Genomic DNA, 18533 nt, shown 5'->3' with positions numbered 1-18533 from the left:
TTGGTTTCACCTTTCCAATCGACTGTTAGTGGTGGGGGATCAGATATCGAATCCGATCATATTCTCTGCAAGTTCTGCAAAGGAATCTTCAGACTGTGTGAAATAGTCTTCCCATATAGCTTTGCTCCAAATCTCGATTCGATTGGAAACACCCAATATAACGCATTCTTTATCAAGTTTTGCATAATTCACAAGCGTGGTGGGAATGTTCACGCGCCCGGTTTTGTCCAGTTCGCTTTCCGTGGCTCCTGAAAAGAAGAAACGGGTAAAGGCACGGGCGTCTTTTTTTGTGAGCGGCAGGGCTTTGAGCTTTTCTTCGAGTGCGCGCCATTCATCCATGGGATAACCAAACAGGCATTCATCGAGACCGCGTGTGATGACGAACGCATCACCAAGGTGGTCCCTGAACTTGGCAGGTACGATTAAACGGCCTTTTGTATCAATGTTATGTTGATATTCGCCCATGAACATATGCACTGCCCCCACTTTCTATCACAAATGTACCACATCCCCCCACTTTTCTCCACTCTTTTCTATATTCTTTTCTTGCATATTATTTCCTCTCTAAACCTATCTCTTTTTTCCCTGTTTTCATGACAAGAGACACCATAAAAAAAGGACCGAAATCGCCGTTTCAAGCGAAATCGATCCTTTTATGGTGGTACGTGTCGCTAAATACCTTATAGGTGGACAACTTTATGCGTTCCGTCGAACGTAAAAGGAAGATCGGTGAGCCGGTTAACAAAATCCGGACCAAATCTGTTCATATAATAGAGGATATTCAGCGTCCGCTCTTGGGGACCGCCGTTCGGCCTGATGCTATTCTCAATGAGATCGAACCTGGAAAGCTGTCGCTCATTCTTATCCCTAATGGATTTTTCCGTCCGCTTTCGCAAGAACTCGAATTGCTTCCGGTGGATTTCAAGGTTCTTATCGACGATTGGCTCAAGGTTGCTGTCCACAGCGGACGCTTCTTTTTTGATGCCTTCATACTTCGCCATCAGATAGGTCTCGATTTCCTGTAATTCTCCCTCGAGTTCATTCGGCTTCAGACTGTCCAGGAACTCATTTCGCACATGACTGACTCCGTTCCTTACAACCTCCTGCAAAGAAAGGGAAAGTTCTTCAATCCTTTTGGCAACCGTCCGCTCAAGGATGGTGATGTTCAGTCTCGGCATGACAGGGGGCATATACATTCCCATGAATTCAAATGCCTTTTTCAGTTCTCCCCAATAAGCGATTTCCCCAGGTCCCCCAATAAAGCTCAAAGTAGGGAATAGCCATTCCTGCATGAGGGGTCTCGTGACGACGTTATTACTCAATCTCCCCGGCTGATCATCGAGGATTCCCAGCAGTTCTTCCTTGGTGAAGAAGGAGTCGTTATTCTTATCTTTGAATCCTGAACCATCCCTCTCGAGCAAGGCACGTTCGTTTTGTAGATTCAAGAAGATGTTCGCTGCATCGCTGGAAATCTCAAGCTGCGTATTGAAACCTTCCGCCTGGATGGTTTTCTGTTGCATAAGTACTTGATCTGTGATTTCACGGCTGTTCTCGATAAGGTGGCGGAAATATGGAGCCTCCAGCTTCCTTAAAGCGCCATACGAAGAGTCGATCACCAAGAGCCCGTAGTCCTTGAAAAGGGTCATGATGAAACGGGCAAAAAACGTGACGATATCTTCTCCTTCACGGATAAGGCCGTCCATCTCATCTGCAAGACCAGCTGTGAACTCGGTTTCCCCGAGCACTTTAAGTATGGATGAGATCCAGTTTTTCATCACTGCCGGATCATATTCGACATCGGAAGTCATCCGCTTATCGACGACCTGTTCCGGATAGCCATTCTTCTTAATTTTTCCGTCCTGTTCCAAGAAGATGTGGTTTACTTCCTGATAGTCATGATCTTCCCCTGCAATCCAGAAGACAGGGACGACAGGGTGATTCAGTTTTTGTTCCTGCTCACGGGCAAGTCTGATGACGGACACGATTTTATGTATGGTATAGAGAGGACCGGTCAATAGCCCTGCCTGCTGGCCGGCAACGACGACCACGGCATCGTTTTTTAATTTCCCCATGGATGCTTCTACGGCATCGGACGATGGGAGCGATTCCATATAGGAAGCGATGCACGTTACGAGTCCTTCCCGAGGGAATTCTCTCTCCCCTAGGTCTTCCAGGCGACGGCTGAAGACGTCCTGTTCATTGATATTATAATGAAAGAAAGAAGTGACCGGTTCTTCCTGTTTCATATACTTTGAAGCAAACTGATTGATTGCTGGAATATCCAAGCTTTCCAATTCCATATGAATGACTCCTTTTCTAGCTCATAATTTCCTAACGATGAGTATATCATTCCACAAAAGGAAAAGGAAAAAACTTGCCTAAGACAGGTAAAAAAGTTGAGACTCAGGTGGATTCCATCACCCTGAGAGCGAGACCCGTCACCATAAGGGCAAGATAGGCAAAAGAAAACAAGAGGAAATTGAGCCTCCACGTCCCCCTGATCACCCCCCGGTAATCAACCTCCCCTTTCAGCCTCCAATACACGATGGTGAAAAATAATGCCGAACAGAGTACGGTCAATAGGATCAGCCAGAAATAGGATTGTTCCCAGATGGCGACGATGATGAAATGGACAGAAATCATCAAGAGGATCGTGGTGATATCGATAGAGATGTGGACGGCTTTACGGTGACTTCCAGTGAGCTCCTTCGCCATGATGAAACTGATGAAATAGCCCGCGAACGGAATGAGGACAACGAGCGCCATGATAAAAGAAAATGCAGAAGCCATCTATGTCTGCCTCCCTGCTGATTCCTTCCCCTTCACGAGGAGATAGAGCGTATGGATGACCGGTATATCCAGAGGTGAAGCCATACGGATTATTTCTCCAAGGATGGATTCGACTTCGGTCTTCCTGCCGTTTTCCACATCCGTAAGCATGGACGAACGGTTTTGAGCTGTATTGAAACATATGCTCTCGATGTCTTCAAGGGAAATCACTGTTTCCATATGGGGGTAAAGATGAAGAAGTTCTCCATAAACCTCCCTGATAAGGGCGTTGTAGTGGGGATTCGACCTCATCTCTCCATTCACACAGCCGGTAATGGCCGTCAATGGATTGATGGCTGCATTGATGAACAGCTTCCTGAGGAGCATCGTTTCATAATCTTCCTCTTCTTCAAAAGGAAAAGCCTCATCCCCATCTTTCATCAAACATTGCAACGGCCCGTTCATTCCCCGAACCAAGGCGATTTTCGTAACACCCACGCCTTTATGTAAGACGGTATAATCATTCTCCTTGAGGGCGCCATGTTCAACAGATGCCGCCATGACGGTATCGTGAGGAAGTGTCTTCAGGAAATCCAGATGACCGATTCCGTTTTGGAGGAACAGAAGGGGGATCTCTGTAGGGACGGTGATGAATAGTGACTCATCAAGGTCATACCCCTTTACGGCAAGGATGACAAGATCATGTTGGCTGTCAAGCGAGCTGAGAGACTTTACCCCCACATCGGTCTGCTCTTTTCTCCCTTCGCGCCACACTGTGACACCACTAGCTTCCAAGTGTTCCCTTTGTTCATTTCTCCTTGCATAGACTGTCACGTCATGTCGTTTACCAAGGTAGCCGGCGAACAAAAGTCCGACTGCCCCTGCCCCTATTATTCCGATATCCATCCGATCCCCGCCTTTCAATGTACACTCATTTTACCAAATATTCCTCATTCTTCATACAAAAGGTTTCATATCGACGAGCGCTTGAAAGTACCCCACACTCACGATAAAAAACCCGGAAGAGACATTACTCTTCCTGAGAAGAATAGGGGCTCTTTCCGGGCATGACGCACCGGTCCATCAAACAGGATAAACCGGGTGCTTTCTATGGCTGAACTCGACATCCTTTGTTTGGTACATCTCGAATCGCTGGATGAGGACGGAACGCAATTCATTTGCAGCTACGATCTCATCCACTATCATTTCGGAGGCTAGCTTATAAATATCGATATGCTCCTGATACTCCTTTTGTTTCTGTTGGACGTAGGCAATACGCTCTTTTGGATCTTCAATCGCTTGAATCTTGTTGGAGTAGACTGCATTGACTGCTGCCTCCGGACCCATGACGGCAATTTGGGCAGTCGGAAGGGCAATGCACACATCCGGTTCAAATGCAGGGCCTGCCATGGCATAAAGTCCGGCCCCATAAGCTTTCCGGACGATGACGGAGATCTTTGGTACCGTGGCAGAACTCATGGCTGCAATAAACTTTGCACCGTGGCGTATGATCCCTGCCCGCTCCACTTTCGTACCGATCATGAAGCCCGGTACATCGGCCAGGAATAATAGCGGTATATGAAAGGCGTCACAGAGCTGGATGAATTTCGCCCCCTTATCTGCGGAATCATGGAACAGGACGCCTCCTTTTACCTTCGGCTGATTGGCAATGATCCCGACGACCCGGCCATCAAAGCGGGCAAACCCTGTAATAAGCTCGGGAGCGAATAATTTCTTGACCTCAAAGAAGGTGCCCGCATCGATCAGGGCATGGATCCCGTCGTACATATCAAACGGGGCATTTTGATGCTGAGGGATCAAGTCTTCCAAGACCTTGGACGAGTCTGGCGCCCCACCATCGATCAAAGCAGGCTTTTGCTGATAGTTCGCCGGGAAGTAACCCAGATAGCGGCGGGCCTCCCTGATGGCTTCTTCTTCGGATGCAGCAAGTACATCACCACATCCGCTCACGGAGCAGTGCATCCTCGCACCGCCCATTTCTTCAAGGGTTACTTTTTCTCCAATGACCTTTTCCGCCATTCTCGGAGACCCAAGGTACATGGACGCATTTCCTTCTACCATGATCACCAGATCACAGAAGGCGGGAATATATGCTCCACCTGCGGCAGATGGTCCAAAAAGGAGACAAACCTGAGGCACCATGCCGGACATTTTTACCTGGTTATGAAAAATACGCCCTGCCCCACGTCTATTCGGGAACATATCGAGCTGATCCGTGATCCTTGCCCCGGCTGAATCCACCAGGTAGAGGATCGGCACTTTCAGATTCATGGCCGTTTCCTGGATACGGATGATCTTTTCAACGGTTCTCGCTCCCCATGAACCGGCTTTGACGGTGGAATCGTTGGCCATGACGCAGACGGTCTGTCCGCCCACTTTCCCGATAGCCGTCACCACTCCATCAGCAGGGAGGCCATCGGCCGCTGAATTTGCAAACATCCCATCCTCCTGATATTCCCCCTGATCAAAAAGCTGCTCCAGGCGGTTGCGGACGAAAAGCTTGTTTTGCTCCTTCAGCTTTTGATGATACTTCTCTTCTCCTCCCGTACGGATCCTTTCCCTGGTTTCCTCAAGCTTCTCAGTCGTTTTTGATGTCATCATTACACCTCCTCGTTTGTGAATGTCAGTCTTCCAGCAGAATCAGCACATCATCTTCATTAACAAAATCTCCAATACTCACCTTTACCTCTGCTACCGTTCCTCCAGCTTCTGCTTCAACGGGAATTTCCATTTTCATGGATTCAAGCATGAGCACCATTTCCCCCGCCGAAATGCTTTTACCGGTTTCGGTCAATACATTCAATACAGTGCCTGCCATGGTGGCTTTGATTTCTTTCATATTCGTTCCTCCTCATTATGATTGTTGTTGTGCAGACAGGTAATCCTGAAGCCATTTAGTAGAGTAACCCCCATCGATGAACTCATCGGCTGATATTACTTCCCGGATGAGGGGAATATTGGTTTTGACCCCTTGGATCTCTACCCCCCCGAAAAATCTTCTTGCCGTCTCAAGGCAAGCCGCGCGGTCCTGCCCGCTTACGATGCACTTGGCGATCATCGGGTCATAAAACGGTGTCACCTTGTTCCCTTGTGCATAACCCGCATCGATCCGCACGCCGTCCTGCTTTTCTCCCCAGTCGAGTGTTACAAGGAGACCCGGGGACGGGAAGAACGTTTTTGGATCTTCGGCATAGATCCTGAACTCAATGGCGTGCCCCCTTGAGAAGATTCCCTCTTGAGCTGAGATGGGCAGTTCTTCGCCTTGGGCGACCTTCAGCTGCCATTTGACAAGATCAAGTTCCGTCACGGCTTCGGTCACCGGATGCTCCACCTGAAGACGTGTATTCATTTCCAGGAAATAGAACTGCTCATCACGGTCCACGATGAATTCTACGGTCCCCGCATTGGTGTAACCGACGGCTTTTCCTGCCTTCACTGCCGCGGCAAGCATCAACTCCTTGGTCTTTTCCGAAAGAGCCGGTGAAGGGGATTCTTCAACCACCTTCTGATTCCTCCGTTGGACGGAACAGTTCCTTTCAAACAGGTGAACAAGATTACCTCGTTGATCTCCGAAGATCTGCACTTCGATATGCCGGCTTTCATCTATACATTTTTCAAGAAATACTTCGTCGTTCCCGAAATACGCTTTTGCACGATTCCGGGTCGAATCAAAATGTTGAACGAGCGCTTGCTCATCGGCACACCGGATCATCCCGATGCCCCCGCCCCCACCGCTCGCCTTGAGCATGACCGGATAGCCGATCTCAGCGGCAAGGAGCTTGGCTGATTCAATCGATTCACAGCCTGATTCACTTCCGGGTACGACAGGTACGCCCGCATCCTTCATGATCTTCCTGGCCTTCACTTTATCGCCCATGACCTCGATGGTTTTCCAATCTGGGCCGACGAAGATGAGCCCCTCTTCTTCTACTAGCTTGGCAAATGAAGCATTTTCAGATAATAGACCATAACCGGGATGGATGGCATCCACCCCTTCACGTTTTGCCACTTCCACGATTGCATCCATCATCAGATAAGAACGGTTCACTTGAGACTCCCCGATCCTGAATGAATGGTCCGCCTCTTTGACGAACGGCATCTCTGCATCTGCATCTGAATAGACTGCTACGGTTTCGATCGATAACTGTTTGCAGGTGGAAATGATCCGTGAAGCGATCTCCCCTCTATTGGCGATGAGTATTTTCTGTATCATCTCTCCCCCTCCTTCATAGTAGGAATTCTACAAAAATCGTGGAATTCCTCTCTAAAATGTAAACGTTTTCTTATTTGAGTGCAGAATTTTTTGTTTATTTGTTATATAATAATAATATATCGGGCAATTAAGGGTAAATACATTGAAAGCGGATCATCCGCAATCAATCAAATGTTTCAGGAGGGATTTCAAATGGCAAATAAAGTAGAGAAGCTGAAAGTTAATTACAAAACTCTCGAAGAGTTTAAGAAGTTTAAAGAATATGGTGTACAAGAGCTTTCCATGCTCGACGATCTTCAGGAAAATATCATTGAAAACGATAGCGAATCCCCGTTTTATGGAATCTATTTCGGCGACACGCTCGTTGCCCGCATGAGTCTTTACCAGCGTGATGCAAGGTTCGACCAGTACTTTGATCCAGCTCAAAATTACCTTGAGTTGTGGAAGCTTGAAGTCCTTCCTAAGTATCAGAACAAAGGATACGGCAGCATCCTCGTGGAATTCGCCAAAAGCTTCGGGCTTCCGATCAAAACGAATTCCCGCATCAAGTCCCAGGGGTTCTGGGAAAGGATGGACTTTCATCAGGTCACGTATGATGTCGAACGGGATCTCAGCGAGAATCCTATGGTGTGGTTCCCTGAAGGAGTATCAGAACAAAAGCATGGTTGATCAACGAAAAAATCCGAACCTTCCCGGCATTCCGGGGGTTCGGATTTTTTTACTTATTTAACCGCTGGAGATTCCCGTTTTTATCCATCTGAAATTTGACTTTATCTTCATTTCCTTGCAAAAGGGCCATCTTCCTTGCTTTTTCGAATATGGCCAGAAGGGATTTGTGGTCCTCTTCAAGAAGAGAATATTTCGACTCATAATTAAAGAGCTGCGTTTCAATTTCTTTCATTTTTTCCTGAAGCTGATCGATTTGGTTAAGGAGTTTCTGATTTTCACTCCTGATCTCTTCTTCATGACGTACAGACTCCTCAGCTCTTTGTAAATAATGAATGATGCTCTCAACCGACAGGTCTGTTGCTTCTTTGATCTGTTCCACTTCAGGGGAGGCTTCTTTTTTAACTTGAGGTGCACCCCTCTTCGTTTGTTTCCGCTGGTTCTTCGCTAGTTCGATTCCTGATTTGTATTGCTTTCGCACGAAGGAGTTCCACCGGAATCCACAGGCGGCTGAGGTCCTTGAAAGTTTCTTCCCCACCTCTTCAAAGGCTTGAAGCTGTGTCCCTCCCTCCCTTATATACCTCAAAACCACTTCCGCCAACAACACATCCTCATCTTGGTTCCAAGCGTCCTGTCTATTCGAAGACATCTCCATCTCCTCCTGTAAAATCCATATACCCATACTTATGCCCTTACTAGAGTAGATAGAATCGCTCTTCCTACTTTTTGTTCAAGAATCTTTCCACCGCTTGATGGTGGTCATCTGATGCCCAGAGCTTGGAACAGCGTCGGATCTCCCTCTCTATATTCCCCATCAGGACAGCCTTGTCCCAGCGGTCGAGAAGCTGCTGTTTATATGCTTTCAGTGTCCCTATACTCTTATCTTCCATGCTTGTTATGATCGGGTGCTCTTCCAATCTATGGGTGGAACTCACCAAAGCATTGATGAATCCGTAGTCATACAAGGTTTCTGCACTCTTGATGGTTCCTGTCATCAAAAGCTCCATGGCACGTGGAGAAGAGATCCTCTCATGGAGCAGGGTACCGCCGCCCCATCCTGTTGAAATGCCTAGTCCCCCTTGGACGAACCCCATCTTCACATCATCTGCCGCGATCCGTAGATCACAGGCTGCCGCAATTTCACAGCCTCCACCTACAGCTGCACCATTGACCAACGCCAAGGTTGGAATGGGCAGGAACGCTAGACGGACCAGTACATCCCCCATCTTCCTGAGCATGCCGTAGCTCTCTTCTTCCGTCTTAAGCCCATGGAATGCAGAAAGGTCTCCTCCTGAACAAAATGAGTCTGTTCCCGCACCGGTTAGTAGGAGCATCTTCACCTCCCCTTTTTCACATTCATCCAGGCATCGGGAAAAAGCCTCGATCAAATCGAAGTTAATGGCGTTCCGCTTTTCGGGACGATTCAAGACAAACCTCATGATTCCGCTTTCATTAGTGTGCATTATAAACGATCCCACGTCTGTTCTCTCCTTAAAATCATTTTTGTCTATGCAAAAAAGCGTGAAGAGCCATGGTCTCTTCACGCTTTTGCAGCAGTCGGCAATTATTTGCTTACTACTTCTTTACCTTTATACGTTCCGCACTCTTTGCAAACACGGTGTGCAAGTTTCATTTCACCACAGTTTGGGCATGCTACCATACCTGGTACACTGAGTTTGAAGTGTGTACGACGTTGTCTTTTTGCTGTTTTAGATGTTCTTCTAAAAGGTACTGCCATTCTTCCCACCTCCTTAAAAGATAGTCGTCTATGAAGCCAGAACGAACTGGTACTTCGCTTTTAAGATTTCTTGTTTTGATCAAGAAGTTTTGCCAAGTCAGCGAGACGAGGATCTACTTTCTTCTCTTCCTCTTTATCGACAGCATGAGCCTGTTCTTCCGTCATTACTTCCCAGTCTTTACCGGAAGGCATTTCATTCTGTTCCCTCGCTTCATCACTGAGTACCTGCATGGGAATCTCAAGTATCAGCAATTCTCTTATAGCTGGTTTTAGGTCAATTACGTCCCCTTCAATGCGATGTATTTCCTCTTCCTCATACATGTCGTACTCCCGTTCATCGAGAAGGTACGTTTCAATCGTATGGAGGTCGACAGGCACATCTACTTCGACGAGGGTTCTTGAGCATGGAAGAACCATTTTCCCTTCAATATGCAGGTGGAAAGTGACACGATTTGAAGCGATGTCGGCCCTGCCTGTCACATGGATCGGGGAAACTCTGATGACTTGCGGATCAATCTCTTTAATATCGTTGAGATCAACCGTTTCATCAATCGGCATTCCTTTATCTCTGTACTTTTGTAATTGAATGATTGACCATTTCAATTTGTCATCACCTCAAGGCAACAAAGGTAATTATAGCTTTCATAATACCGTTTGTCAATATTTTTTCTTTACACGCTTTTCAACGTCAGTGTTGTTATTATAACGTTTATATCGGACTGGTTTCAAATATTTTCTCATATTCCTTTACGATGCGTTTTGGAGGTGCTGGACGATCTTCGGGTATAATGGGAAAAGAAGCACCACTTATATCCATGAGAAACGGAAAGGATGATTGTATATTGAATGCAACAGGAATCATAGTCGAGTACAATCCATTTCATAACGGCCACTTGCACCATCTGGAGATGACCAAGGAATTGACGGGTGCCGATGTCACCGTGGCCGTCATGAGCGGTTATTTTCTTCAGCGTGGGGAGCCTGCACTCCTCGGCAAATGGGAGAGGGCCGGCATGGCACTGCACGCGGGAGTGGATCTCGTAATCGAGCTCCCATACAGTTTCGCGACTCAGCATTCATCGGTTTTCGCGAAGGGAGCAGTATGCCTTCTTGATTCTGTCGGGTGTTCAAGCTTCTGTTTTGGAAGTGAGGATGGAAATATTGAAACCTTTGAAGGGACGGCTAATACGCTCCAGAAAAGGCAGACAGAGTACAATGCGGCTATCAGGAAGTATTCTAGGGAAGGATTGAGCTATCCCGCCGCTCTCTCAAAAGCATTCCTTTCTCTCGGATTGAAAGAGCCCTTCATCGATCTGAGCAAGCCCAATAATATCTTGGGCTTCCACTATATCCAGGCAAGGGATGAGATCGACAGCGGGATGAAGGCTTATACCGTTACCAGGAAGGCCGCTGACTATCATGATGAACATTTCGCTTCTCCTTCGATTGCGAGCGCAACGAGTATAAGGAAAGCCCTTTTCGGTGATGGGGACCCGGGGGAGATCCGATCGCTCTTACCCCCTGAAAGCATGCGCGCCCTCAAAGCATATGAAGATACATATGGCTCTCTTCATCGGTGGGAAGACTATTGGCCGCTGCTTCAATATAAGATCCTCTCCACCCCGATTGATCAACTCCGGAGGATATATGAAATTGAAGAAGGAATTGAACACCGGATCGTGGAATGTGCCAGTCGATCTTCAAGTTTCACAGAGTGTATGAACAGGTTGAAATCAAAGCGGTATACATGGACCAGGCTACAACGGATGCTCCTTCATATCCTGATGAACGTCAGCAAAGAAGAAATGAATGCCCGTAGCGGTCGTCCGTCATACATCAGACTTCTTGCCATGAGCGCCTCTGGACGTGAGTATCTGAGGGAGCACAAAAAAGAAATCTCCCTTCCACTCATCAGCAAATTGTCAAGTGCCGACCCTGTCGAGGCCGCTCTTGATATCAGGGCGGCAAACATGTTCTCCATGGGCCTGAAAGGGATGGGTGCCCGGATGGAATCCATGAAAAAGGAATGGTCCACCCCTCCCCTCCAATTACAAAAAAGCTGACCCCTGACGGGATCAGCTTTTTTTTGCTTTTAACGTTTGAAGGAATGCGATCGCCTCATCGAATGACTTGACCGGTATGATCTTCATGCTGGTATCAATATCCTTTGCCGTCCTGACGGCCCCTTTATAGTTCGACTCAAGGTCGGGGTATTCCTTTTTCATTTCTTTTGTGATCGTTTCGTCCGGGGCCAGGAAGTATTCTGCTCCTGCTTTGTCTGCTGCAACAACCTTCTGTTCGATTCCACCGATCCGTCCCACGGTACCGTCTTCAGAAATGGTCCCGGTGCCGGCAATATCATGCCCTTTCGTCAAATCACCTTTCGTGAGTTGATCATAGATTTCCAGGCTGAACATCAAACCAGCAGAAGGACCACCAATATCTTCGGTCTTCAGCTTTACCTTCGGATTGGTGATGATTTCCTTGTCGTCCGTGAGGGTGATCCCGAGACCGACTTTATCTTTCATATCAGGAAACTCCTCCAGGGGGACTTCAGCCGTTTCTGTCTTCCCGTTACGCTTATACGTGATCGCAACTTGATCACCCGACTTCTTTCCTTCGACATACGAGATGAATTCTTTGGAAGATTGGAAGGCCTGATCATCGATCTTTGTGATCCGATCTCCTGCTTTCAATACGTCTTCTGCCGGCATGGAAGGATAGATGCTCAGGACATAGATCCCATTATATTGGTATTCATACGGCTTTCCTGCCTTTTCGAATGCCACTTCGACGGCGTTATTCTGGGAATCAGCCATGAGCTGGAGCTGTCTTATATTGTATTCTTCATCCGTTTCATGAGGGCTTCTGATTTCATCCACGGGATATATATGCTCATACTTACTCAGACTCGCCACGATATAGGCGAAAATATTCGCCTTTCCCATCCTGACAGTCGTGAGCATCAGTTCGCCCTTGCTGTCATATCCATCTTCGACTTTTACAATCGGACTGAGTTCATGGGCATCGCCCGGCTTCGTCACATAATAGGGCAGATAATAGAATGATGCGGCCACCATAAGGACCGTCATGATGATCAGAGTCCTGATCAGTGTCTTCATTTTCATTGTTGCTACTCCTTCCAATCGTCCAGTGCTTTTTTGATGGAGGGGATGATTTTCCTTGCTTCATCCTCTCCGATCTCGATGATTTCCTCTATATTCTTGAAAGCCCTAGTGCTGTACATTTCCACATGGGGACGGATCATGAAGTCGGATGAGATCTCCCTGTGCGCGACAATCTCAAGCTGCAGGATATCAATGCTCTGCATGATGACATCATACACGGTCGTGATGTCGGCATTTCGCTTCACGTGGGATACATCCACTCCGATGACGATATCCGCCCCCATTTCTTTCACCACGGACACCGGGACCCGGTCAATCACCCCGCCGTCCACGAGGATCCTCCCATTGATTCTTTCAGGAACGAACACACCCGGGATCGAGATGCTCGCACGCACAGCTTCGGCGATGGGCCCGGACGAGAATACGACCTTTTCGCCGTTCGTGATATCCGTGGCAACGACGCGGACGGGGAGATTGAGATCTTCGATATTTTTCTGATGGGTGAATAATCGGATGAAATCCTTGATTTTCTTTCCTGAAATAAACCCCATCTTCGGGACGGTGAAATCCAAAAAGTATTTTCTTCTGAATGTGGTGGACAGCTTATACAGATCCTCCATTTGATGGCCGACTCCATAAAAACAGCCTACCAGAGCACCCATACTGCTCCCTGCGATCATATCCACCGGGACCCCTTCGTCTACGAAAGCCTTCAGGACACCAAGGTGGGCAAACCCCCTTGCCCCTCCTGAGCCAAGGGCCAATCCAACTTTCGGTCTGTTCATGGCGATCCCCTCCGCATGCTGTTTGTACATCATATGGTCTATTTACAAGTGCTATGAGTATATTGGTTATTAAGAGGACAAGTTACCTTTATTTTATCAAACTTTCACATTATAAGGAAATCCGTAGACAGGGCAGGACGCTCTAGGAGGGTATCGTTTGACTATGACAAAATGGAAAACCGTATTATTATCAGGCGGCGCTCTCATGATGGCAGCCGCACTGATTTCCATGCCGGGAGAATCGCTGGAAGCTTCCACCCGGGGCCTTGATATCTGGTGGAAGATCGTCTTTCCATCCTTATTGCCGTTTTTTATCGTATCGGAACTATTAATAGGATTCGGTGTGGTCAGGTTGATCGGGATACTCCTCGAACCGTTGATGAGACCGCTCTTCAAGGTACCTGGTGTCGGTGGGTTTGCCTGGTCGATGGGAATGGCCTCGGGATTTCCGGCAGGAGCTCGCCTCACCGCGAGGCTCCGGCAGGAAAAACAGTTATCACGGATTGAAGCAGAGCGACTCGTTTCCTTCACCAACTCGTCCAATCCACTCTTCATCTTCGGGGCCGTATCGGCCGGATTCTTCCAGAATGCCTCATTAGGCATCATCCTTGCCCTCTCACACTATCTCGGCAACGTTGTGGTCGGGCTGACGATGCGGTTTTATGGAGGGAATGATCATGAAGGGGCAGAGCGGTCGGTGCGACGGAAATTCTCTGTCAAAGAAGCCTTTAGAGGGCTCCATGAAAGCCGTATGGCTGATCACCGCCCCCTCGGTAAATTGCTTGGCGATGCCGTGAGTTCTTCCATTCAATCCCTGCTCATGATCGGAGGGTTCATCATCCTCTTCTCAGTACTGAACCAGGTTCTCTATCATTTGCATATCACGACAGTACTATCATCAGGTATCTCTTCCCTGCTCTCTTTCTTCCACCTTCCACCTAACCTGAGCATCCCTGTCATACCCGGGTTATTCGAAATCACCCTTGGTTCACAAATGACAAGCGAATTGGCAGAGGTGAGCTTATTTCAACAGGCTGTCTTGGTCAGTTTTCTATTAGGCTTCAGCGGATTCAGCATCCAGGCTCAGGTGGCAAGCATTTTGGCAGAGACCGACATCCGGTTCAAACCATTCTTTTTCGCCCGGATCCTTCATGGAGTCGCTGCTGCCATCATCACGATCTTTTTATTCAAACCCCTCTTTGGCCGACTGGCCGACGGGGAAGCTACAGGAGCCATTCCTGTATTTTCTCAGCAAACAAGTTCCTTCTGGATCGATGCGATGGATATACTAGTAAAGGCCGGTCCCCCGTTGACGATCAGTTGCCTCCTCCTTTACTGCCTGCTATATGTCAAAAGGCTGGGATCCTCATGAAAATCAAGGTGAAAATAAATAAAATCCGAACGGCCACCGGCATTCATTGAATATCGGTTCCGCTCGGATTTTTTTGTAAGGATCTTTAACGTGCCTGCTTATATTTCAGTTTCAGTGCCTCTTCAACCGGCTTCGGGACGAGCTCCGAAATATCTGCTCCATATTTCGAAACCTCCTTCACGATACTCGAGCTCAAAAACGAATATTGATTGTTGGTCATGATGAAAAAGGTTTCAATTTCATCTTCGAGGACACGGTTCATGGATGTAATCTGCATTTCATACTCGAAGTCGGAAACAGCTCTCAAGCCCCTGATGATGGCACTCGCATGGACCTTCTTGGCGTAATCCACCAGAAGCCCTTGAAAGGATGCCACTTCAACATTGGGTAAATGAGCCGTGGATTGACGGATCAGCTCCATCCGTTCATCAACGGTGAATAATGGCTGCTTAGATGAATTGCTCAACACCACGACGTGAACTTTATCAAACACTTTTGCCCCGCGTGTGATGATATCCAAGTGTCCATATGTAATGGGGTCGAAACTCCCCGGACAAACTGCAATGTTGGTCATGATTCTATCCTCCAGATTTCGTTTAATCTTCCTGTTTAAAGATGGAAATACGGATGATCCCGTAGGTTTCTTCTCTACTCTTATGCAAGCTCCCCACCTGATCGGCCAGTCTGATATCAGAACTGTGCTCACACACTATGGAACCGTTTTCATCCAAAAGAGCATGTTCATCGATGACCGTGAGCAGATCATGGAGCTTCTGCTGCTTATAGGGTGGATCAAGGAAAATATAATCGAATGTCATTTCCCTTTTGATCAACGCCTTCACAGCCCTGACCGCGTCATTGCGATACACTTCACTATGATCCCCGAGCGTCAACTCGGCCAGATTCATTTTGATCGTCTTGATTGCCTGTTGGTCCCTATCCACGAACACGACCTTATCAAGCCCTCTGCTTAAGCCCTCGATCCCGAGGCCACCGCTTCCAGCAAAGAGATCCAGGGCCGTTCCTCCCTCGAAATAGGGACCGATCATATTGAAAAGGGACTCCTTTACTTTATCCGTAGTCGGCCTCGTCCCGCTTCCCGGGACCGCCTTCAACTGTCTACCTTTGAAAATTCCAGAAATTACTCTCATAATCATCCACCATATATGTATTTTTCTTCATTATCCTATCATATTTCAACAAGAATCGCCACAGCCCGATTTTTTCAGATCACAGGTATAATCCAAGGAACATTGGTGATACTGTAGGTAACAGCATCTCTACTGATGTTGTTGCCAACCGCGGAGAAGACTTACGATTCCCCATAAGTTCTTCCTCCGGTTTCTCCTCTCCCTTTGCCTTCGATCCAGAAATGGATATGGAAGGACCCTGCAGTATTGCTGCAGGGCTTTTTATGTTTGGGGCGTCTTTACTATTATGTCCAATTTTGAAATAATGGATTTCAATACATAAAGGAAAAGGGGAATACCATGATTCAACGTTTTATCGAGCTAGGAGAAGGATTTTCTGATATTTATGAGTTGTTGGCACTTGCAGAACACAACCGCGACCGGCTCAAGCATATGATGGCCTTCCATACGGATGTGAAAGACCGCGCCGTGACGTCACTTGCCGTCGTGATGGAGCCCACTACAGAAGGCGGTTTCCAGGCCATTTATATCTGCAGGGAAGGCGTGCCCAATCCACACACCCTACCGAACAAACGATACAGCCTATTTGAAGATACAGCCGGGCGCCTCGGGAAGACGATCATCGAGATGGATGTAAAGCCCTCGACCCTCTATCCTGAAAAAGCTCTCTATTACCAGCATCTGATTGCCATACTCAGATTGAACCATTACATCCCTCCGTTGCAATAGAAAAGAGATGCCGTTTTACGGCATCTCTTAAAAGCCCATCTTATAATCGTACTCCTTCGCCTTATCCGGTCGTGAATTCTCAAACACGGACTTGATAAAAGGCTTGTGAGAAGGATCAACCCGCTTCACATAGGAATATCCCGAAATTTTCTCCATGATGCTTTGGAGATCTTCCTGATTGCAATACAGGACCACATATTTCATCTTCCTTGAAACGTAATGCACATTTCCGAAGCGCCGTAGGGACTTCGCATGCTTCAGACTATGTAAATAAACAACTAAACCTTGTCTCTCCGTCAACATTTTGCTTCCCCTTTAGGAATCACTTTTTTACAAGTCTAGCATAAACCGAATGAAACAATCAAGCGCATGATGATACGTGAACCCAATGCGAACGGAGTGAAATCGATGGACCTCGAAACCATTTGGCAACAGTTCCTCACCCATCTTCAGTCACAAGAGCATATCTTGGACGCAAAGGTCCAAAAGCGAGCCGGAATCCCTTTTTTGTATGTGGAGTCGAAGCTTAGTCGGGAAGAGTTGGATTACCATATCCGCAAATGGTCTGCACGCGCCATGCGCGGAAAAATGCTCCACTCGGAAACCATTTTTTTCAGAGCTTCCGAAGACCTTTCTGTGTACAGGCATCGGTTCTATGTGCCTCAGGAAAAAATGTTCTGTTGCGGAAACCTCTGTCCTGATTGTGTCCGGTTCAAATAAAAAAGATCAGGTGGAATGGGATACATCCACCTGATCTTTTTTTATGCCGAACAACTGCAGCTTCCACCGGATCCACAGCCACCCCCGCAGGAGCCTCCCCCTGAAGAAAAGAAGGGATTACCAGAAGGAACTTTGACATTGGTTGAAACCGAATGCCCGATTAAGTGACTGACTTCATCGAGGAGATCTTGAAGTTCGTTTTCGGCCCTCCGGAACTCCGCTACGTGGTCATCGAGGTCCATTTCCCGCTTGACCTCACGGATCTCTTTCATCACCGTTTTATAATCGGGATGATAGCGGCCAAAACGCTGAACTTCTTCATACAGGTCCTTCATTTTGGTGAAACGTCTTACCTTGAGCTGCGTTTCTTCGTTGTTTTGCATTTTATATAAACACTTGCGATAGTACTCGACCACCTCTGACTGCAAAATCATCTGAGATAGTTCATCTGCAGTGTCCAGGATTTCCATCCTTTCAATAGTAGCAAGCATCATGCCCACCTCCATATCCGTATTCTAACAGATATAGAGGCAGGAAGCGAATATGCTATGAGATGGTCACATAGAATTTTTTCTTCATGCCCAGTGGCTTATTGTCCATCCCCACGACTTCAAGCTCAATCAAATGGGTACCCTTGGGCATACCTTTGATGATAAATGCAGCCGTTCGATGCTCTTCATAAACGTTTGCCGTACCGGACCTGATCACGATCTTTCCAGCCGTCGCACCCTTTTGTTTGTTTGTAAACGTCACGCCCGTGGCGATGCACTCCACGAGCACTTCGTTGCCCCGGGTAAGATGTTTCACTGATAAGCTGTTTTCCACATGTGCAGCAACTGCTATACTTTTCGGCTCAGGCGGGGTATCACGGCATCCCGACAATGTTATGGAAACAAGCCCAATAGCAAGAAGGGTTCTTTTTTTCATCTTCCATCACTCCTTGCTATTAGCCATCCCCATCCTTTTAATATTTATCCGGAGCTCTTCTCATCAACCACTGTTCATGGCCTGGAACATGGAAATCATCATAGTGGCCATCTGCACGCCGTTGGAAAACTTCTGAACCCGATGGGGGATTGTTTTTTCGAAATGATGAATCGAAGCGATCTCAAACTTTTCCAGCTGATCCGGATTCCTGGAAAGCGTACGGTACCACTGTGGCGCATCCCGAAGATACCTCTTCAGATCATCGCTTGCGTGGATGTATTCGATGATATCACTTCTCAACTTTGGTCCCCTCC

General features: G+C 47.4%; 24 protein-coding genes. 5 read left to right on the top strand and 19 right to left on the bottom strand.

Features of this window, described 5'->3' with window-relative positions:
* Nucleotides 1–39: 39 nt before the first annotated feature.
* From mraZ to K6T23_RS09510, 7 genes are all read right to left on the bottom strand, one after another.
* On the bottom strand, nucleotides 40–471 hold the full coding sequence (gene mraZ, locus K6T23_RS09540; protein WP_053427380.1) for a division/cell wall cluster transcriptional repressor MraZ: 432 nt from the start codon (nucleotides 469–471) through the stop codon (nucleotides 40–42).
* A gap of 209 nt (nucleotides 472–680) precedes the next feature.
* Nucleotides 681–2300, bottom strand: a complete 1620-nt coding sequence (bshC, locus tag K6T23_RS09535) for a bacillithiol biosynthesis cysteine-adding enzyme BshC (protein WP_238284218.1) — start codon at nucleotides 2298–2300, stop codon at nucleotides 681–683.
* A 103-nt stretch (nucleotides 2301–2403) separates the two neighbouring features.
* Nucleotides 2404–2790 carry a DUF3397 domain-containing protein gene (locus K6T23_RS09530; RefSeq protein WP_056537416.1) on the bottom strand — a complete coding sequence of 129 codons (387 nt, stop codon included), beginning with the start codon at nucleotides 2788–2790 and terminating at the stop codon, nucleotides 2404–2406.
* A complete protein-coding gene (locus K6T23_RS09525; RefSeq protein ID WP_238284217.1) occupies nucleotides 2791–3675 on the bottom strand; it encodes a ketopantoate reductase family protein in 885 nt (294 codons plus the stop codon).
* Nucleotides 3676–3852: 177 nt separating this feature from the next.
* Entirely contained in the window at nucleotides 3853–5391 is a 1539-nt protein-coding gene (locus tag K6T23_RS09520; protein WP_238284216.1) for an acyl-CoA carboxylase subunit beta, read from the bottom strand.
* A 22-nt stretch (nucleotides 5392–5413) separates the two neighbouring features.
* The gene (locus K6T23_RS09515) at nucleotides 5414–5629 is read right to left on the bottom strand and encodes a biotin/lipoyl-containing protein (RefSeq protein ID WP_056537424.1); all 216 of its coding nucleotides are present in this window, start codon (nucleotides 5627–5629) and stop codon (nucleotides 5414–5416) included.
* Nucleotides 5630–5644: 15 nt separating this feature from the next.
* Nucleotides 5645–7000, bottom strand: coding sequence for an acetyl-CoA carboxylase biotin carboxylase subunit (locus tag K6T23_RS09510; protein ID WP_238284407.1), 1356 nt, complete (start codon nucleotides 6998–7000; stop codon nucleotides 5645–5647).
* Nucleotides 7001–7195: 195 nt separating this feature from the next.
* Between K6T23_RS09510 and K6T23_RS09505 the strand changes: the two genes are divergently transcribed.
* A complete protein-coding gene (locus tag K6T23_RS09505; protein WP_048004149.1) occupies nucleotides 7196–7672 on the top strand; it encodes an N-acetyltransferase in 477 nt (158 codons plus the stop codon).
* Between the two features lie 49 nt (nucleotides 7673–7721).
* Here K6T23_RS09505 and K6T23_RS09500 read toward each other — a convergent pair whose 3' ends face one another.
* The 4 genes from K6T23_RS09500 to K6T23_RS09485 all read right to left on the bottom strand — a co-directional run bounded on the left by K6T23_RS09500 (nucleotide 7722) and on the right by K6T23_RS09485 (nucleotide 10010).
* On the bottom strand, nucleotides 7722–8318 hold the full coding sequence (locus tag K6T23_RS09500; RefSeq protein ID WP_056537427.1) for an RsfA family transcriptional regulator: 597 nt from the start codon (nucleotides 8316–8318) through the stop codon (nucleotides 7722–7724).
* A 70-nt stretch (nucleotides 8319–8388) separates the two neighbouring features.
* On the bottom strand, nucleotides 8389–9132 hold the full coding sequence (locus K6T23_RS09495) for an enoyl-CoA hydratase/isomerase family protein (RefSeq protein ID WP_056537430.1): 744 nt from the start codon (nucleotides 9130–9132) through the stop codon (nucleotides 8389–8391).
* Between the two features lie 101 nt (nucleotides 9133–9233).
* On the bottom strand, nucleotides 9234–9407 hold the full coding sequence (gene rpmF / locus K6T23_RS09490) for a 50S ribosomal protein L32 (RefSeq protein ID WP_034755898.1): 174 nt from the start codon (nucleotides 9405–9407) through the stop codon (nucleotides 9234–9236).
* Nucleotides 9408–9467: 60 nt separating this feature from the next.
* Nucleotides 9468–10010: a YceD family protein gene (locus K6T23_RS09485; protein ID WP_056537433.1), complete on the bottom strand. Its 543-nt coding sequence runs from the start codon at nucleotides 10008–10010 to the stop codon at nucleotides 9468–9470.
* Nucleotides 10011–10249: 239 nt separating this feature from the next.
* Between K6T23_RS09485 and K6T23_RS09480 the strand changes: the two genes are divergently transcribed.
* Nucleotides 10250–11470 carry a nucleotidyltransferase gene (locus K6T23_RS09480; RefSeq protein WP_148985392.1) on the top strand — a complete coding sequence of 407 codons (1221 nt, stop codon included), beginning with the start codon at nucleotides 10250–10252 and terminating at the stop codon, nucleotides 11468–11470.
* 12 nt (nucleotides 11471–11482) lie between these two features.
* Here the strand turns inward: K6T23_RS09480 and K6T23_RS09475 are convergent, their stop codons facing one another.
* Nucleotides 11483–12535, bottom strand: a complete 1053-nt coding sequence (locus K6T23_RS09475) for a SepM family pheromone-processing serine protease (RefSeq protein WP_056537436.1) — start codon at nucleotides 12533–12535, stop codon at nucleotides 11483–11485.
* Between the two features lie 5 nt (nucleotides 12536–12540).
* Nucleotides 12541–13320, bottom strand: coding sequence for a patatin-like phospholipase family protein (locus K6T23_RS09470; protein ID WP_053427819.1), 780 nt, complete (start codon nucleotides 13318–13320; stop codon nucleotides 12541–12543).
* 157 nt (nucleotides 13321–13477) lie between these two features.
* Here K6T23_RS09470 and ylbJ point away from each other — a divergent pair, with 157 nt between their 5' ends.
* On the top strand, nucleotides 13478–14692 hold the full coding sequence (ylbJ, locus tag K6T23_RS09465) for a sporulation integral membrane protein YlbJ (protein WP_148985393.1): 1215 nt from the start codon (nucleotides 13478–13480) through the stop codon (nucleotides 14690–14692).
* A gap of 85 nt (nucleotides 14693–14777) precedes the next feature.
* Here the strand turns inward: ylbJ and coaD are convergent, their stop codons facing one another.
* Nucleotides 14778–15266, bottom strand: a complete 489-nt coding sequence (gene coaD / locus K6T23_RS09460) for a pantetheine-phosphate adenylyltransferase (protein ID WP_053427391.1) — start codon at nucleotides 15264–15266, stop codon at nucleotides 14778–14780.
* A gap of 22 nt (nucleotides 15267–15288) precedes the next feature.
* Nucleotides 15289–15843, bottom strand: coding sequence for a 16S rRNA (guanine(966)-N(2))-methyltransferase RsmD (gene rsmD, locus K6T23_RS09455; protein WP_238284215.1), 555 nt, complete (start codon nucleotides 15841–15843; stop codon nucleotides 15289–15291).
* A 339-nt stretch (nucleotides 15844–16182) separates the two neighbouring features.
* On the opposite strand from rsmD, the gene K6T23_RS09450 reads away from it, so the two are divergent.
* Nucleotides 16183–16572: a DUF7147 family protein gene (locus K6T23_RS09450; RefSeq protein ID WP_056537445.1), complete on the top strand. Its 390-nt coding sequence runs from the start codon at nucleotides 16183–16185 to the stop codon at nucleotides 16570–16572.
* A gap of 27 nt (nucleotides 16573–16599) precedes the next feature.
* On the opposite strand, the gene K6T23_RS09445 is transcribed toward K6T23_RS09450, so the two are convergent.
* The gene (locus tag K6T23_RS09445; RefSeq protein WP_053427394.1) at nucleotides 16600–16875 is read right to left on the bottom strand and encodes a YlbG family protein; all 276 of its coding nucleotides are present in this window, start codon (nucleotides 16873–16875) and stop codon (nucleotides 16600–16602) included.
* 66 nt (nucleotides 16876–16941) lie between these two features.
* On the opposite strand from K6T23_RS09445, the gene K6T23_RS09440 reads away from it, so the two are divergent.
* A complete protein-coding gene (locus K6T23_RS09440) occupies nucleotides 16942–17292 on the top strand; it encodes a hypothetical protein (protein ID WP_162244145.1) in 351 nt (116 codons plus the stop codon).
* 41 nt (nucleotides 17293–17333) lie between these two features.
* Here the strand turns inward: K6T23_RS09440 and K6T23_RS09435 are convergent, their stop codons facing one another.
* From K6T23_RS09435 to K6T23_RS09425, 3 genes are all read right to left on the bottom strand, one after another.
* Nucleotides 17334–17783, bottom strand: coding sequence for a YlbF/YmcA family competence regulator (locus K6T23_RS09435; RefSeq protein ID WP_056537451.1), 450 nt, complete (start codon nucleotides 17781–17783; stop codon nucleotides 17334–17336).
* 55 nt (nucleotides 17784–17838) lie between these two features.
* Nucleotides 17839–18219, bottom strand: a complete 381-nt coding sequence (locus K6T23_RS09430) for a hypothetical protein (protein ID WP_056537455.1) — start codon at nucleotides 18217–18219, stop codon at nucleotides 17839–17841.
* 63 nt (nucleotides 18220–18282) lie between these two features.
* The gene (locus K6T23_RS09425; RefSeq protein WP_056537458.1) at nucleotides 18283–18519 is read right to left on the bottom strand and encodes a YlbE-like family protein; all 237 of its coding nucleotides are present in this window, start codon (nucleotides 18517–18519) and stop codon (nucleotides 18283–18285) included.
* Nucleotides 18520–18533 lie beyond the last annotated feature (14 nt).

This window comes from Rossellomorea marisflavi, assembly GCF_022170785.1.
GTDB classification, from domain to species: domain Bacteria; phylum Bacillota; class Bacilli; order Bacillales; family Bacillaceae_B; genus Rossellomorea; species Rossellomorea marisflavi_B.
The sequence above is the reverse complement of the archived record's forward strand: the minus strand, read 5'-3'. Positions and strand labels throughout refer to the sequence as shown.

What these genes read in the sequence shown, in the direction of transcription:
- K6T23_RS09475 (WP_056537436.1), bottom strand. Translation starts at nt 12,535, where the DNA reads ATGAAAATGAAGACACTGATCAGGACTCTGATCATCATGACGGTCCTT.
- K6T23_RS09520 (WP_238284216.1), bottom strand. Translation starts at nt 5,391, where the DNA reads ATGATGACATCAAAAACGACTGAGAAGCTTGAGGAAACCAGGGAAAGG.
- K6T23_RS09430 (WP_056537455.1), bottom strand. Translation starts at nt 18,219, where the DNA reads ATGAAAAAAAGAACCCTTCTTGCTATTGGGCTTGTTTCCATAACATTG.
- rsmD (WP_238284215.1), bottom strand. Translation starts at nt 15,843, where the DNA reads ATGAGAGTAATTTCTGGAATTTTCAAAGGTAGACAGTTGAAGGCGGTC.
- K6T23_RS09450 (WP_056537445.1), top strand. Translation starts at nt 16,183, where the DNA reads ATGATTCAACGTTTTATCGAGCTAGGAGAAGGATTTTCTGATATTTAT.
- K6T23_RS09445 (WP_053427394.1), bottom strand. Translation starts at nt 16,875, where the DNA reads ATGTTGACGGAGAGACAAGGTTTAGTTGTTTATTTACATAGTCTGAAG.
- K6T23_RS09505 (WP_048004149.1), top strand. Translation starts at nt 7,196, where the DNA reads ATGGCAAATAAAGTAGAGAAGCTGAAAGTTAATTACAAAACTCTCGAA.
- K6T23_RS09435 (WP_056537451.1), bottom strand. Translation starts at nt 17,783, where the DNA reads ATGCTTGCTACTATTGAAAGGATGGAAATCCTGGACACTGCAGATGAA.
- K6T23_RS09500 (WP_056537427.1), bottom strand. Translation starts at nt 8,318, where the DNA reads ATGTCTTCGAATAGACAGGACGCTTGGAACCAAGATGAGGATGTGTTG.
- K6T23_RS09530 (WP_056537416.1), bottom strand. Translation starts at nt 2,790, where the DNA reads ATGGCTTCTGCATTTTCTTTTATCATGGCGCTCGTTGTCCTCATTCCG.
- K6T23_RS09440 (WP_162244145.1), top strand. Translation starts at nt 16,942, where the DNA reads ATGATGATACGTGAACCCAATGCGAACGGAGTGAAATCGATGGACCTC.
- K6T23_RS09470 (WP_053427819.1), bottom strand. Translation starts at nt 13,320, where the DNA reads ATGAACAGACCGAAAGTTGGATTGGCCCTTGGCTCAGGAGGGGCAAGG.
- K6T23_RS09495 (WP_056537430.1), bottom strand. Translation starts at nt 9,132, where the DNA reads ATGCACACTAATGAAAGCGGAATCATGAGGTTTGTCTTGAATCGTCCC.
- coaD (WP_053427391.1), bottom strand. Translation starts at nt 15,266, where the DNA reads ATGACCAACATTGCAGTTTGTCCGGGGAGTTTCGACCCCATTACATAT.
- K6T23_RS09515 (WP_056537424.1), bottom strand. Translation starts at nt 5,629, where the DNA reads ATGAAAGAAATCAAAGCCACCATGGCAGGCACTGTATTGAATGTATTG.
- rpmF (WP_034755898.1), bottom strand. Translation starts at nt 9,407, where the DNA reads ATGGCAGTACCTTTTAGAAGAACATCTAAAACAGCAAAAAGACAACGT.
- bshC (WP_238284218.1), bottom strand. Translation starts at nt 2,300, where the DNA reads ATGGAATTGGAAAGCTTGGATATTCCAGCAATCAATCAGTTTGCTTCA.
- mraZ (WP_053427380.1), bottom strand. Translation starts at nt 471, where the DNA reads ATGTTCATGGGCGAATATCAACATAACATTGATACAAAAGGCCGTTTA.
- K6T23_RS09525 (WP_238284217.1), bottom strand. Translation starts at nt 3,675, where the DNA reads ATGGATATCGGAATAATAGGGGCAGGGGCAGTCGGACTTTTGTTCGCC.